The following is a 12,951-nucleotide window of genomic DNA, read 5'->3' as shown; positions in this document are numbered from 1 at the left end:
CGGCTCCATCGGGAGTCTTCATCTTGAAGTGCGCTTCAAGGCAAGACCTCTCGCGGGCGGTCGGCGCCAGCCCGCGGCCCGGTCCGGACGACGTCCCGTCCCGGAACGCACCGAAGCCGCCTTCCCCATGCGGAGAAAGCGGCTTCCGACCTGCCATGAAGCTGGTCGGGACGACAGGATTTGAACCTGCGACCCCTTGACCCCCAGTCAAGTGCGCTACCAAGCTGCGCCACGTCCCGGTGCGCTTCCCGCGGAGTTCCGCGTGATCGCGCGAACAGCACTTTACCCCACACCGGGCGCTGTGCCGAAGGGGGCACCGGCGCGGGACAATCGCCCCATGGGCAGCACAGGACGCAGGGACGACGGCCGGCTCGCGGGCGTGCGGGACCGGGACGAGGAGGGGCGGGCGCGCAACGCCAGGCCCCGGGACGGGCTGGGACGGCCCCTGCCGTACGGCGCGGCCGGGGTGGAACGGCAGCCCGAGGGGGTCGTGCGCACACCCGAGGAGACGGTCGCGCAGGCGCAGGCGCTGCTGGACGCGGGGAAGCCGTTCCACGCGCACGAGGTGTTCGAGGACGCCTGGAAGTCGGGGCCCGAGGCGGAGCGCGCCCTGTGGCGTGGGCTCGCGCAGCTCGCGGTGGGTCTGACGCACGCGGCGCGCGGCAATGTCACGGGCGGCGCGCGGCTGCTGCGGCGCGGGGCCGGGGCGCTGGAGGAGTGGGCACGGGGCGCGGGGCAGTGGCGTCCGCACGGCGTCGATGTCGCCGGGCTCACCGCGTGGGCGCGGGAACGGGCCGGCGCCGTGGAGAGCGCGGGCACGGCGCTGGACGCGCGGGAGTCGGCGCCCCGCCTGCGGTGACCGGTCGGTGGGATCCGGTGCCGGTCGGTGGGATCCGGTGCCGGTCGGTGGGATCCGGTGCCGTCACTGTCAGTGGCGTACGGCAGACTCGTGGTCGTGCGAGAGATTCATGTCATCGGTATCGGCGCGGGCGACCCCGACCAGCTGACCCTTCAGGCGGTCAAGGCCCTGCGGAGCACGGACGTGTTCTTCGTCCTGGACAAGGGCGAGGTGAAGAGCGACCTCACGCAGTTGCGCCGGGACATGCTGGACACGCACATACCGGAGGGGACCTACCGGCTCGTGCAGGCCCGCGACCCCGAGCGCGACCGCGGGGCGGGCGGCGCGGCCTACTCCCCCGCCGTCGGCGACTGGCGCAGCGCCCGCGCCGACATCTACGAGCGCCTGATCGCCGAGGAGCTCGGCGAGGACGAGAGCGGCGCGTTCCTGGTGTGGGGGGACCCGGCGCTGTACGACAGCACGCTCGGGATCCTGGAGGAGGTGCTGGCGCGGGGCACGGTGGCGTTCACGTACGACGTCGTGCCGGGGATCAGCAGTGTCTCGGCGCTCGTCGCCCGGCACCGGACGGGGCTCAACCGGGTGGCCCGGCCCGTGCAGATCACCACGGGGCGGCGGCTCGCCGAGGGCTTCCCGGAGGGGGTGGACGACGTGGTGGTGATGCTCGACGCCCACCAGACCTTCCGTAAGTACGCGGAGGAGGACGTCGACATCTACTGGGGCGCCTACATAGGCACCCCGGACGAGATCCTCGTCTCCGGTCCGATCGCCGAGGCCGGCCCGCGCATCGAGCGGCTGCGGGCGGAGGCGCGCGAGCGCAAGGGCTGGATCATGGACACGTATCTGCTGCGCCGCAACCCCGAGGACGTCTAGGAGGGCGCGCCGGGGCGGGAGCCGGCGGACGGCTGCCGCTCGCGACGCCGGCCGGCCGGTGTGCTCGTGAGCTTGTGAGCTTGTGAGCTGTCGCGGGTTCCGACCTGTCGGCGGCACCACCGGCCCCGGCACCGCGCCCCCTAAATCCGCATGCCGGTCCGGGTGGACGGCCGTCATACTCGCGGCATGTCGCCCGCCCCCGTCCGTTTCCACGACCCCGGCACCACCGGGTGCGCGTACGCCTCGTCGGTCCTCGTCCAGTGCCCGCGCTGCCGGCGCGTCGCCCACTTCGAGCAGCGCCCCGGCCTCGCCCCCGACGCCCGCGGCCGGATCCGCCCCGAACGCCGTCTGGTCTGCCGCTCCTGCGGACTGTGCCGCGTCTCCACCGGACCGTCGGCGCCGGGTCAGCCGTTCCGGCCGCCCCTGTGGCTGTGGACCACGACCCGGCACGGAGTGGTGTGGGCGTACAACCTCGAACACCTCGACCTGCTCAGGCGCTTCGTGGCCGCCTCGCTGCGGGAGCGGGACCCCTGGTACGAGCACGGCCGGAAGATGACCTACGTCGCCCGTCTCCCCGCCTGGATCAAGAGCGCCAAGAACCGCACGGAGGTGCTCCGCGCGATCGACCGCCTGCGCGCCTCCGTCACGGCCCGCTGAAGCCGACGGTCAGCGCCGCTCGAGCCCCAGCCGCTCCAGCACCCCCGCCGCGTCCGGCACGACCGTCACCCCCTCCGGCGGCGGCGGCCGCCGTACGACCACGACCGGCAGCCCGAGTTCCCGCGCGGCCGCCAGCTTCGCGGCCGTCGCCGCTCCCCCGCTGTCCTTCGTCACGACCACGTCGACGTGGTGCTCGCGCAGCAGCGCCAGTTCGTCGGCGACGGTGAACGGGCCGCGGGCCAGGACGAGGGCGACGTCCGGCGGCATCGGCGGCTCCGGGGGCTCCACCGACCGCACGACGAAGTGGAGTCCGGTGAGCGGGGCGAAGGCCGCCAGCCCCAGGCGTCCCGTCGTCAGGAAGACCCGCCGGCCGAGGCCGGGCAGCAGTTCCGCCGCCGCCTCCAGGGAGGCGACCGTGTGCCAGCGGTCCCCGGGGCCGGGCCGCCAGCCCGGCCGGCGCAGGACGACCAGGGGGCGTCCGGTGACGGTCGCGGCCCGCGCCGCGTTCGCGGTGATGCCGGTGGCGAAGGGGTGGGTGGCGTCGACCACCGCGTCCACCCGCTGCTCGCGCAGCCATCCGGCGAGGCCCTCCGCCCCACCGAACCCGCCGATCCGTACGTCTCCCTGGAGCGCCCCCGGCCGGGACACCCGCCCCGCCAGTGACGAGGTCACCCGGACGTCGGGGCGGGCCGCCAGAACGGCGGCGAGTTCGCGGGCCTCGGTGGTGCCGCCGAGGACCAGCACATGGGTGTGCGGGGGGCCGGTGAGCCCCGCACGACCGTCGGATCCTGCAGTCGTCCCGCGCCTCGGTCCATCCGTCACGCCGGTCAGTCTAGGGAGGCACCCGAGGAGGCCGGCCGACGGGCGGGCGGACCCTCGCCGCCGAGGGCCGGCTCCCCGACGAGCGGGAAGCGCGCACCGCACACTCGTCGCGCACACGACCGGAACCACGACCACGACCACGACCACGACGGCGACGGCGACGGCGACGGCGACGGCGACGGCGACGGCGACGGCGACGGCGACGGCGACCAGCATGATCCTTGCGGCGGACGGCTGACCCCGGCGTTATCGTCCCCGTATGGATGCAGTGCGGGTCGATGCGGTGCGTGCCGTCCTGATCGACGTCGACGGCGTCCTCACCGTCTCCTGGAAGCCGCTGCCGGGGACGGTCGAGGCGCTCCGGGCGGTCCGCGACGCGGGGTTCGGCGTCGCCCTCGTCACCAACACCACCTCGCGCACCCGGGCCTCGATCGCGCGGACGCTGGCGGAGGCGGGGTTCCCGGTGGACGCCGGCGACATCCTCACGGCGCCCGCGGTGACCGCGGCGCACCTCGCCGAGCGTCATCCGGGGGCGCGCTGCGCGCTGCTGAACAGCGGCGACGTCCGGGAGGACCTGGCCGGGGTCACGCTGGTCGACGACGGCGGGAACGCCGGGGAGGCCGCCGACGTCGACGTGGTGGTCCTCGGCGGGGCCGGCCCCGAGTTCGGGTACGCGGCGCTGGACCGGGTCTTCGGGCACCTCCAGCGGGGCGCGCGGCTCGTGGCGATGCACCGGAACCTGTACTGGCGCACCGAGGACGGGCTGCGGCTGGACTCGGGCGCCTTCGTGGCGGGGCTCGAGGCGGCCGCGCGGGTGGAGGCGGAGGTGACCGGGAAGCCGTCGCCGGCGTTCTTCGCGGCGGCGCTCGGGCACCTGGGGGTGCGGGCCGACCAGGCGCTGATGGTGGGGGACGACGTCGAGTCGGACGTGCTGGCGGCGCAGCGGGCGGGGATCACCGGGGTGCTGGTGCGGACCGGCAAGTTCCAGCCGGAGACGCTCGAGGCGGCCGACGGCACGCCGGACCACGTGATCGACTCCTTCGCGGACCTGCCGCGGCTGCTAGCGCAGTAGCAGCTGGAGGCCGCCGACCACGGTCGCCGCGATGACGAGCTGCTCGAACAGCCGCTGGTTGATGCGGTGCACCGCCCACGTGCCGAGCAGCGCCCCGGGGACGACGAACACGACGAGCGCGGCGTCCAGCAGCAGCGAGTGGCCGTCGATCAGGCCGAGGCCCGCGCTGAACGGCACCTTCGAGACGTTCACGATGAGGAAGAAGAACGCGGAGGTGCCGAGGAAGCCGAGCTTGCGGAAGCCCGCCGACAGCAGGTACATCGACATCACGGGGCCGCCCGCGTTGGCGACCATCGTGGTGAAGCCGCCGAGGACGCCGTAGGAGCGGGCCTTGAGGCGGCCCGCCCGGGTGACGACCGCGTCGGGGTCGTCGGCCGCCTCCGCCGTGCGGCGCCGCCACACCGTGACGCCGGCCATGAACAGCAGGATCGCGCCGATCGAGGTCCGTACGACCGCGTCGTCGGCCCGCATCAGGAACACGGTGCCGACCACCACGCCGGCCGCGACCGCCGGGAACAGCCGCCACAGCGTGGGCCAGTGGGCGTGCCGCCGGTAGGTGAGGACGGCCAGGACGTCCCCGGCGATCAGGATGGGCAGCAGCACGCCCGTGGAGGCGCGGGCGGGCAGGACGGCGGCGAAGATCGCCAGGCTGACCGTGTTGGCCCCGCTCACGGCCGTCTTGGAGAAGCCGACCAGCAGGGCCGCGAAGGCGAGGGCGGCGAACTCCCAGCCGGTGAGGTGCGTCATCGTGTTCATGCGGAGACCGATGCTAGGGCCGACCAACCGGCGCGGGTAAGGACCGTCTCGCCTGATGGCACCCGGTGTCCGCCGCGCGGCGGGACTGTCCCGGGGCCGGCCGCCCTACTGCCTCTGCACCAGTACGGCGCTCCCCTGCCCCACCCCCACGCACATGGTCGCCAGCCCCCGTTGCGCGCCCGTCCTGCGCATCCGGTGCAACAGGGTGGTGAGGATCCGCGCGCCCGAGCAGCCCAGCGGGTGGCCGAGGGCGATGGCGCCGCCGCTGGGGTTGACCAGGTCGGGGTCGATGCCCAACCGGTCCACGCAGGCCAGTGCCTGGGCGGCGAACGCCTCGTTGAACTCGGCCTCCTGGAGGTCGTCGACGCTCCAGCCGGCGCGGGTGAGCGCCTTGCGGGTGGCGGGGACCGGGCCGATGCCCATCACGTCGGGGTGGACGCCGGCGGAGGCGCCGGCGACGTAGCGGCCCAGGGACTCCAGGCCCAGCTCGTCCAGGGCCTCCTCGCTGACCAGGAGAAGGCCCGCGGCACCGTCATTCATCGGCGAGGCGTTGCCCGCGGTGACCGTGCCGCCCGGCCGGAAGACCGGCTTGAGTGCCGCCAGCCTGTCGTACGAGGTGTCCTCGCGGACGCACTCGTCGGCGTCGACGACCACGCCGTCGGGGCGCGTGACGGGCAGGATTTCGTCGTCGAAGTGGCCGTTCTTGCGGGCCAGGGCGGCCCGTCGGTGGCTGCGCAGGGCGAACTCGTCCTGGCGCTCACGGGAGACGCCGTACCGTTCGGCGACCTCCTCGGCCGTCTCGCCCATGGACAGCAGGCCGTGCAGGTCCTTCATCGCCGGGTTGACCAGGCGCCAGCCGAGCCGGGTGTCGACGGTCTCGACGCGGTGCGGGAGGGCCTCGTCGGGGCGGGCGAGGACGAAGGGGGCGCGGCTCATCGACTCCGAGCCGCCCGCGAGGACGATGTCGGCCTCGCCGGCGGCGATCGTGCGGGCGGCGGCGGTGACGGCCTCCAGGCCGGAGGCGCAGAGCCGGTTGACCGTGGCGCCGGGCACGCTCTCGGGGAGGCCGGCGAGCAGGGCGGCCATGCGGGCGACGTTGCGGTTGTCCTCGCCGGCCTGGTTGGCGGCGCCCCAGTAGACGTCGTCGATCCGGGCCGGGTCGAGCGCGGGCACGTCGGCGACGAGCGCGCGGATCACGGTGGCGGCGAGGTCGTCGGGCCGCACGGCGGACAGGGCGCCGCGCAGCTTTCCGATGGGGGTGCGGCGGGCGGCCGCGAAGTGGACGGGACGCAACGCAGGACTCCTGACCGTTCGACGCCGGGAACCGGCACGAGACCACTTAATTAGCACTGCTAGTTTCGGACTATAGACCGGCGACCGGCCTGCTGGGAAGATCCCCGGGAACCTCACCGACGCAGCCGGAGGAGACATGACGGAGCACGCCCTCACGGGCACCCGGGGCCCGCTCACCGCCTACGAGTGGCCGCACCCCCGGCCGCGGTACGTCGCCCTCCTGGTCCACGGCTACGGCGAGCACGCCGGCCGCTACCACGAGACGGCCGGGGTGCTGTCCGGGCACGGCGCGGCGGTGTACGCCGTCGACCACGTCGGGCACGGCCGGTCGGCCGGTGAGCGTGCGGTGATCGAGGACTTCGAGGACGTGGTCGCCGACCTGCGCACCGTGGCCGGGCTGGCGCGCGCCGCGCACCCGCGGCTGCCGGTCGTCCTGATCGGTCACTCCATGGGCGGGCTGATCGCCGCCCGCTACGCCCAGCGGTACGGGGACGGGCTCGCCGCGCTCGTGCTGTCCGGGCCGGTCATCGGCGTCTGGGAGCTGCCCGGGCGCCTGCTCGCCCTCGACGAGATCCCGGACACCCCGATCAGCCCGTCCGCGCTCTCCCGGGATCCCGCGGTGGGCGCCGCCTACGCCGCCGACCCGCTGGTCTGGCACGGGCCGATGAAACGGCCGACGCTGGAGGCGTTCGTACGGACCCTGGAGACGGTCGCCCGGGGCGGCGACGTCGGTGCGCTCCCGCTGTTGTGGCTGCACGGCGACGACGACCGGCTGGTCCCGCTCGACGGCAGCCGGGTCGGCGTGGAGCGGCTGAGCGGCGGCCGTCCGACCGAGCGGATCTACCCCGGGGCCCGGCACGAGGTGTTCCACGAGACGAACCGGGCCGAGGTGTTCGCGGACGTGACGCGCTTCGTCGACGGCGTGCTCGCGCCCTGAGACCGGCCTGCTCACCGCCTGCGGCACGCCGTGTTTGCAGGGGTTCGCCCGGGGCACCCGCGCCCCCATGGAGTGGTTGCGCAGTGCCGCCTGCGTGGGAGAGGACCCCGAGTTGTTCTTTCCCGTGGGCACGTCCGGACCGGCCCTGCGGGACGCCGCGGACGCCAAGCGCGTCTGTGCCCGCTGCCCGGTGACCGCCGCCTGCCTGGACTACGCCCTGGACAGCGCGCAGACGTCGGGCGTGTGGGGCGGGACGAGCGAGGAGGAACGCGCCGAACTGCTCCGCACTCCCCGACACGACGCGACTAGGAGAACCTCCGTATGACTGTGGTGAAGAGCCCGCTGCCCGAAGCGGCCCGTCAGGTCACCTTCGACGCGTTGCAGAGCACCCTTGTCGATCTGCTGGGCCTCTCCCTGATCGGGAAGCAGGCGCACTGGAACATCGTGGGGCCGCGCTTCCGCTCGATCCACCTCCAGCTCGACGAGGTCGTCTCGACGGCCCGCTCCTACGCGGACACGGTCGCCGAGCGCGCCGCCGCGCTCGGCCTGCCGCCGGACGGCCGGCCGGAGACCATCGCCTCGGCGTTCACGCTGCCGTCCCCGAAGGACGGCTGGCTGCGCGACGAGGACGTGGTGCGGGTGATCGCGGAGACCCTGGGGACGGCCATCGGGCGCCTGCGGGAGCGGATCGAGGCGACCGAGAAGGCGGACCCGGTCACCCAGGACCTGCTGATCGGCATCACCGCCGAGCTGGAGAAGCAGCGGTGGATGTTCGAGGCGGAGAACTGGCCGCGCGACTGACCCACCGGACAGGGGACACCCACCGGTCCAGGGGGCCCATTCGAACAGGGAACCCACCGGACCAGGGAGCGCCCACCGACCCGAGGGACACGCACCGGCCCTAGGGGACCCACCGAACGAAGGGGCATGCCATGACCGACGCCCTCGAACTCGACGCGCTGTGGGAGGACTTCCACCGCGTGGTGAACATGACCTCGCAGGAACTCGCCGCCTGGCTGCGGGTGCGGGACGCCGACGAGAACGCGGAGCCGCTGCCCGAGGAGGCCGGCACGCCGACGGGGCAGCATGTGCTGGCGATCCTGCAGAAGCGGCGCACCGACCTGACCGACGACGACATCCGCGTGATGTACCGGGTCGTGGACACGGTGACCGCGCAGACGAACCTGGAGAACGAGCCGGCGGCGGAGGACACCAACCTGCGCCACCGCCTGATGACGCTCGGCCACGACCCGCTCAAGCCCTGAGCCCCGAGCCGCGCCGCCCGGGCCGAGCCCTGAGCCACGCCGCCCGGGTCCCGGCTCCCCCGGTCACGTCAGGCGGCTGAGCGCGGCCGACACCAGCGTCTGCACCCCCGGGAGGACCACGGACAGGTCCGGGGCGAACAGCGGGCTGTGGTTGCCGGGCACGTGGGCGAGCTTCTCGGCCGTTTCCTCGCCCGGCGCCGCCTCCCACACCCCGGCCGGCGTGGAGGTCACGTACCAGTAGTCGTACGGCACTCCCCCGGGCGCGAGGAGGGAGAAGTCCTCGCTGCCCATCGCCTGGCCGAAGTCGAACACCGTGTGCGCGCCGAGGAGTTCGCGGTGCACGGCCGCGATCTCCTCGTCGAGGGCCGCGTCGTTGACCGTCACCGGGCAGCCCGGAATCACCGTGATCCCGGGCGGCACCGGACAGCCGGCCGCCCGGCACTCCCCCTCGACGACACGCCGGAGAGCGGCGAGGACGCGCTCGCGCACGCGGAGGTCCTGGGTGCGCAGGTTGAGGGAGAGCCGGGCCTCGGCGGGGATGATGTTGGGCTTCGTCCCGGCGTGGAACCGCCCCACCGTCAGCACCACCGAGTCCTTCGCCGCGACCTCGCGCGAGACGACGGTCTGCAGCCGGGTGACGACGTACGCGGCCGTCACGAGCGGGTCGACCGTCGACTCGGGCCGCGAACCGTGCCCTCCGACGCCGTGCACGACGACCTCGATGTCGTCGGAGGCCGACAGGGTCAGCCCCGGGGTGTGCGGGCAGAGGCCGGCGAGGCCGGGGGCGACGTGCTGGCCGAAGAGCACGTCGGGGCGCGGGAAGCGGTCGTGCACGCCGTCCGCGACCATCGCCGCCGCCCCGCCCCCCGCCTCCTCGGCGGGCTGGCCGACCACGACGAGCGTGCCGGACCAGGTCTCGCGGGCGGCGGCGAGCGCCTCGGCGGCGCCGGCGAGCCAGGTGACGTGCAGGTCGTGGCCGCAGGCGTGCATCACGCCGTCGACGGTGGAGGCGTACGGCAGACCGGTCGCCTCCCGCACCGGCAGCGCGTCCATGTCGCCGCGCAGCCACACCACCGGCCCGTCCCCGTTGACCAGCGCCCCCACCACTCCGGTACGGCCGACGCCCTCCGTCACCTCGTACCCGGCCGCGCGCAGCCGGGTCGCGAGGCGGGCGGCCGTGCGGTGCTCCTGGAAGGACAGCTCGGGGTGGCGGTGCAGGTCGCGGTAGAAGTCCTCCAGGTCTGCCGTCTTCAGCCCGGAGGTCACCTCACGGGCGAGACGCGCGACGACGGCCGGCTCACTCATACCGCTCCCCTCTCCTCGTGCCCCGCCTCCGCGGACGGGGTGCCCCGCCTCCGCGGACGGGACGCCCGGACCCCGGTGTGCCGGGGGGCGCCAAGTCCACCTCGCAGCCTATGAGAACGGGCTGCCCCGTGCCCCTGAGTGCGGCCGCATCCCGGCGTCCGTCCTCCCCCCGGGGCCCCGCGGCACCGGTCCGGCGCGGGCCGTCGCCGACGACGCCCGGACGGACGGCGTCGACGCGGACGGGGAGCGAGCCGGACGGCGAGGGCGCGGTGCACGGCCCCGGCGCGGCCGACGAGTCCCGGACACGTCACCGCGGGACACGGCCGCGTCGACGTCGTGGGTGTGGCACCCGGTTCCCGCCCCCCGGCGACGTCGGCGAGGACAACTGCGACGGTCTGCTGGGCGGGATCCCCGGAGTGATCGCCCACGTCCACGGACGGGGCCGAGCACCGCCCCGGACCGCCCGCCGACGGGGACGGCCCGCGCCGCGCTCACGGGCGGGCCGTCCCCGTGTCGTCCACCCCCGGGACCGCCTGAGGCATGATCGAGCCATGACGAGCCCCGCCCCGCCCGGCGCGCCCATCCGCGTCCTCATCGCCGACGACCAGGACATGGTCCGCACGGGTTTCCGGTTCTTCCTGGACGCCCAGCCCGACATCACGGTGGTCGCCGAGGCCGCCGACGGCGAGGAGGCGGTCGCGCTGGCCCGAGGGACGCGGCCGGACGTGTGCCTGCTGGACATCCGGATGCCGAAGCTGGACGGGCTGGAGGCCACCCGGCTGCTGGCGGGCCCCGGGGTGGCCGACCCGATGCGGGTGGTCGTGGTCACCACCTTCGACCTCGACGAGTACGTGTACGGGGCGCTGCGCGGCGGCGCGTGCGGGTTCCTGCTGAAGGACTCGGGGCCGACCCTCCTGGCGGAGGCGGTCCGCGCGGCCGCGGCCGGCGACTCGCTGGTCTCCCCCTCGGTCACGGTCCGCCTGCTCCGGCACGTCACGCAGCCCCCGCGGCAGGCCGCCGCGCCGCGCCCCGCGTCCCCCGCCGGGAAGCCGACGGAACCGCTGACCGACCGCGAGCTCGACGTGGTCCGTCTGGTCGCCCTCGGCCACACCAACGCCGAGATCGCCGCCGGACTGTACGTCTCGCTCTCCACGGTCAAGACGCATCTGTCCAGCGTCCAGCTCAAGCTGGACGCACGGAACCGCGTCGAGATCGCGGCCTGGGCCTGGCAGCACGGGTACGCCCAGCCCCGCGGCTGACCCGGGGCGTCACAGGCCGCTCACCGGGAGACCGAGCAGGCGCACGACGGTGCGCAGCACGCCGTTGTCGTTGTTGGAGGGGGCCAGGTGGCGGGCCCGGCGGACGACCTCCGGGTGGGCGTTGGCCATGGCGAAGGACCAGTCGGCGGCGTCCAGCATCTCCAGGTCGTTCAGGTAGTCGCCGAACACCATGGTCTGCGCGGGCGTGATGCCCAGGTCGCGCTGGAGCCGGCGCAGGGCCGCGCCCTTGTTGGCGGTGCGGTTCATGACGTCGACCCAGTGCTCGCCGGAGACCACGACCTGGTGGGTGTCCGCGAAGGACGCCAGGGCGGGAGCGGTGGTCTCCTCGGCCGCCCCGAAGTCGAACAGCGCCACCTTGATGACGTCGTCGTCGACGACGGCGACGTCCTCGACGACCTGGTGGCGGAGGTAGTACCGGCGCACCTCGGCCAGGAAGGCCTCGTCGGCCCGCTCCACGTACGCGGACCGCTTCCCGCACACGACGGCCCCGACGTCCACGCCGCCGGCCGCGAGCCGCCGTACGGCCCCGACGACCTCCGCGACCACGTCCGGCGCCAGCGGATCGGAGCTCAGCTCCTCGCCGTCGCGGACGACATAGGTGCCGTTCTCCGCGATGAAGACCATCCCGTCGGCGACCGCGGCGAACTCCCGCGCCAGCGTCGCGTACTGCCGTCCGCTCGCCGGGCTGAACAGCACCCCGCGCTCCCGCAGCAGCGCCAGCACCTCCCACAGTCCCTCGGGTGTCCGCTTGTCGTCGTCGAGCAGCGTGCCGTCCATGTCGGTGACGACGAGGCGGATGTCGGCGCAGGCGGCCGACGGCTCGGGAGCGGTCAGGTGGGGGGCGTGCGAGTAGGGCATGTCCTGCTTCCTGTACGGCGGTGACCGGATCGTCACCCTACCGGGGGACCCCACGCGCCCCGGGAGCCCCGGTCCGCTGCGCCGATTCCCGGGACACCGTTGATCATGCGGCGGCACAATGGCGTGCGACGGGCAGGACGCGGAGAAGGAGCGGTTGACGTGAGCGAGGGTCACACGCGGTCGGGCCGGTCGGCGCGGCTGAACACCGGCGTGGCGCACAACGCGCGGGTGTGGAACTACTGGATCGGCGGCAAGGACAACTACGAGGTCGACCAGCAGGTCGGCGAGCACGTCGCCGGCATGTTCCCGCTCATCCGGGAGATCGCCCGCGCCGACCGCTGGTTCCTGGGCCGCACGGTGCGTTTCCTGGCCGAGGAGCGGGGGGTACGGCAGTTCCTCGACATCGGCACCGGGCTGCCGACGGCGGACAACACCCACGAGATCGCGCAGCGCGTCGCGCCCGAGTCACGGATCGTCTACGTCGACAACGACCCGATCGTGCTGACGCACGCCCGCACCCTGCTGACCGGTGGCACCGACGGCGTCACCGACTACATCGACGCCGATGTGCACGACCCGGACGTGATCCTCGAACGCGCCGCCCGCACCCTGGACTTCGGCCGCCCGGTCGCGGTGATGATGCTCGGCATCCTGAACTTCGTGCTGGACGTCGAGGCCGCCCGCCACATCGTGCGGCGGATCATGGCCGAGGTCCCCTCCGGCAGCTACCTGGTCCTGACCCACCCCACCCATGACAGCGAGGTGGGCGGCGAGGGCCAGATCCCGGCCATGAAGTTCTGGAACGAGAACGCGACGCCGCCGATCACCGCCCGCAGCGGCACGGAGATCGTCGCGTTCTTCGAGGGCCTGGACCTGCTGGAGCCGGGCCTGGTGTCCTGCTCGCAGTGGCGGGCCGAGCCCGGCTCCCCGGCCGTGGTGCCGCAGTACGGCGCGGTGGCCGTCAAACCCTGACCGGC

At 74.1% G+C, this 12,951-nt stretch carries 15 protein-coding genes and 1 tRNA gene; 10 read left to right on the top strand and 6 right to left on the bottom strand.

The annotated features are described in order from the left end of the window. Positions 1 to 162: 162 nt before the first annotated feature. Positions 163 to 239 (bottom strand) — tRNA-Pro (locus ACF1A1_RS17185). A 98-nt stretch (positions 240 to 337) separates the two neighbouring features. Between ACF1A1_RS17185 and ACF1A1_RS17180 the strand changes: the two genes are divergently transcribed. The 3 genes from ACF1A1_RS17180 (at position 338) to ACF1A1_RS17170 (ending at position 2,386) form a co-directional block, all read left to right on the top strand. Then, the gene (locus ACF1A1_RS17180; protein ID WP_392000630.1) at positions 338 to 859 is read left to right on the top strand and encodes a DUF309 domain-containing protein; all 522 of its coding nucleotides are present in this window, start codon (positions 338 to 340) and stop codon (positions 857 to 859) included. 96 nt (positions 860 to 955) lie between these two features. Next, positions 956 to 1,729: a precorrin-6A synthase (deacetylating) gene (gene cobF / locus ACF1A1_RS17175; protein ID WP_392000629.1), complete on the top strand. Its 774-nt coding sequence runs from the start codon at positions 956 to 958 to the stop codon at positions 1,727 to 1,729. 186 nt (positions 1,730 to 1,915) lie between these two features. Continuing rightward, positions 1,916 to 2,386 carry a hypothetical protein gene (locus ACF1A1_RS17170; RefSeq protein WP_392000627.1) on the top strand — a complete coding sequence of 157 codons (471 nt, stop codon included), beginning with the start codon at positions 1,916 to 1,918 and terminating at the stop codon, positions 2,384 to 2,386. Positions 2,387 to 2,395: 9 nt separating this feature from the next. Here the strand turns inward: ACF1A1_RS17170 and ACF1A1_RS17165 are convergent, their stop codons facing one another. Further along, positions 2,396 to 3,130, bottom strand: a complete 735-nt coding sequence (locus ACF1A1_RS17165; RefSeq protein WP_392000725.1) for a cobalt-precorrin-6A reductase — start codon at positions 3,128 to 3,130, stop codon at positions 2,396 to 2,398. 337 nt (positions 3,131 to 3,467) lie between these two features. On the opposite strand from ACF1A1_RS17165, the gene ACF1A1_RS17160 reads away from it, so the two are divergent. Continuing rightward, positions 3,468 to 4,280, top strand: a complete 813-nt coding sequence (locus tag ACF1A1_RS17160) for an HAD-IIA family hydrolase (protein WP_392000626.1) — start codon at positions 3,468 to 3,470, stop codon at positions 4,278 to 4,280. On the opposite strand, the gene ACF1A1_RS17155 is transcribed toward ACF1A1_RS17160, so the two are convergent. Then, on the bottom strand, positions 4,269 to 5,036 hold the full coding sequence (locus tag ACF1A1_RS17155; RefSeq protein WP_392000625.1) for a sulfite exporter TauE/SafE family protein: 768 nt from the start codon (positions 5,034 to 5,036) through the stop codon (positions 4,269 to 4,271). The two genes, ACF1A1_RS17160 and ACF1A1_RS17155, sit on opposite strands and share 12 nt — an antisense overlap. Before the next feature lie 105 nt (positions 5,037 to 5,141). Continuing rightward, positions 5,142 to 6,329 (bottom strand): thiolase family protein, encoded by a 1,188-nt coding sequence (locus tag ACF1A1_RS17150; RefSeq protein WP_392000623.1) that lies wholly within the window; start codon positions 6,327 to 6,329, stop codon positions 5,142 to 5,144. A gap of 136 nt (positions 6,330 to 6,465) precedes the next feature. Here ACF1A1_RS17150 and ACF1A1_RS17145 point away from each other — a divergent pair, with 136 nt between their 5' ends. From ACF1A1_RS17145 to ACF1A1_RS17130, 4 genes are all read left to right on the top strand, one after another. Then, positions 6,466 to 7,266: an alpha/beta hydrolase gene (locus tag ACF1A1_RS17145; protein ID WP_392000622.1), complete on the top strand. Its 801-nt coding sequence runs from the start codon at positions 6,466 to 6,468 to the stop codon at positions 7,264 to 7,266. A gap of 67 nt (positions 7,267 to 7,333) precedes the next feature. Then, complete coding sequence (locus ACF1A1_RS17140) at positions 7,334 to 7,591, top strand: WhiB family transcriptional regulator (protein ID WP_392000620.1); 258 nt, start codon at positions 7,334 to 7,336, stop codon at positions 7,589 to 7,591. Further along, entirely contained in the window at positions 7,588 to 8,067 is a 480-nt protein-coding gene (locus ACF1A1_RS17135; RefSeq protein WP_392000619.1) for a Dps family protein, read from the top strand. Before ACF1A1_RS17140 ends, ACF1A1_RS17135 begins: the two co-directional genes overlap by 4 nt. A gap of 131 nt (positions 8,068 to 8,198) precedes the next feature. Next, positions 8,199 to 8,531, top strand: coding sequence for a DUF3140 domain-containing protein (locus tag ACF1A1_RS17130; protein WP_392000617.1), 333 nt, complete (start codon positions 8,199 to 8,201; stop codon positions 8,529 to 8,531). A 63-nt stretch (positions 8,532 to 8,594) separates the two neighbouring features. On the opposite strand, the gene ACF1A1_RS17125 is transcribed toward ACF1A1_RS17130, so the two are convergent. Next, a complete protein-coding gene (locus ACF1A1_RS17125; protein ID WP_392000615.1) occupies positions 8,595 to 9,836 on the bottom strand; it encodes an amidohydrolase in 1,242 nt (413 codons plus the stop codon). Positions 9,837 to 10,387: 551 nt separating this feature from the next. Here ACF1A1_RS17125 and ACF1A1_RS17120 point away from each other — a divergent pair. Next, positions 10,388 to 11,095 carry a response regulator gene (locus tag ACF1A1_RS17120; protein WP_392000613.1) on the top strand — a complete coding sequence of 236 codons (708 nt, stop codon included), beginning with the start codon at positions 10,388 to 10,390 and terminating at the stop codon, positions 11,093 to 11,095. Between the two features lie 9 nt (positions 11,096 to 11,104). On the opposite strand, the gene ACF1A1_RS17115 is transcribed toward ACF1A1_RS17120, so the two are convergent. Beyond that, complete coding sequence (locus tag ACF1A1_RS17115; RefSeq protein ID WP_392000611.1) at positions 11,105 to 11,974, bottom strand: Cof-type HAD-IIB family hydrolase; 870 nt, start codon at positions 11,972 to 11,974, stop codon at positions 11,105 to 11,107. A gap of 159 nt (positions 11,975 to 12,133) precedes the next feature. Here ACF1A1_RS17115 and ACF1A1_RS17110 point away from each other — a divergent pair, with 159 nt between their 5' ends. Next, positions 12,134 to 12,946 (top strand): SAM-dependent methyltransferase, encoded by an 813-nt coding sequence (locus ACF1A1_RS17110; protein WP_392000609.1) that lies wholly within the window; start codon positions 12,134 to 12,136, stop codon positions 12,944 to 12,946. The last annotated feature ends 5 nt before the right edge of the window (positions 12,947 to 12,951 follow it).

Origin of the sequence: Streptomyces sp. NPDC014995, from assembly GCF_043080745.1 — a bacterium.
Lineage (GTDB): Bacteria > Actinomycetota > Actinomycetes > Streptomycetales > Streptomycetaceae > Streptomyces.
This window is presented reverse-complemented; position numbering and strand designations above follow the sequence as displayed.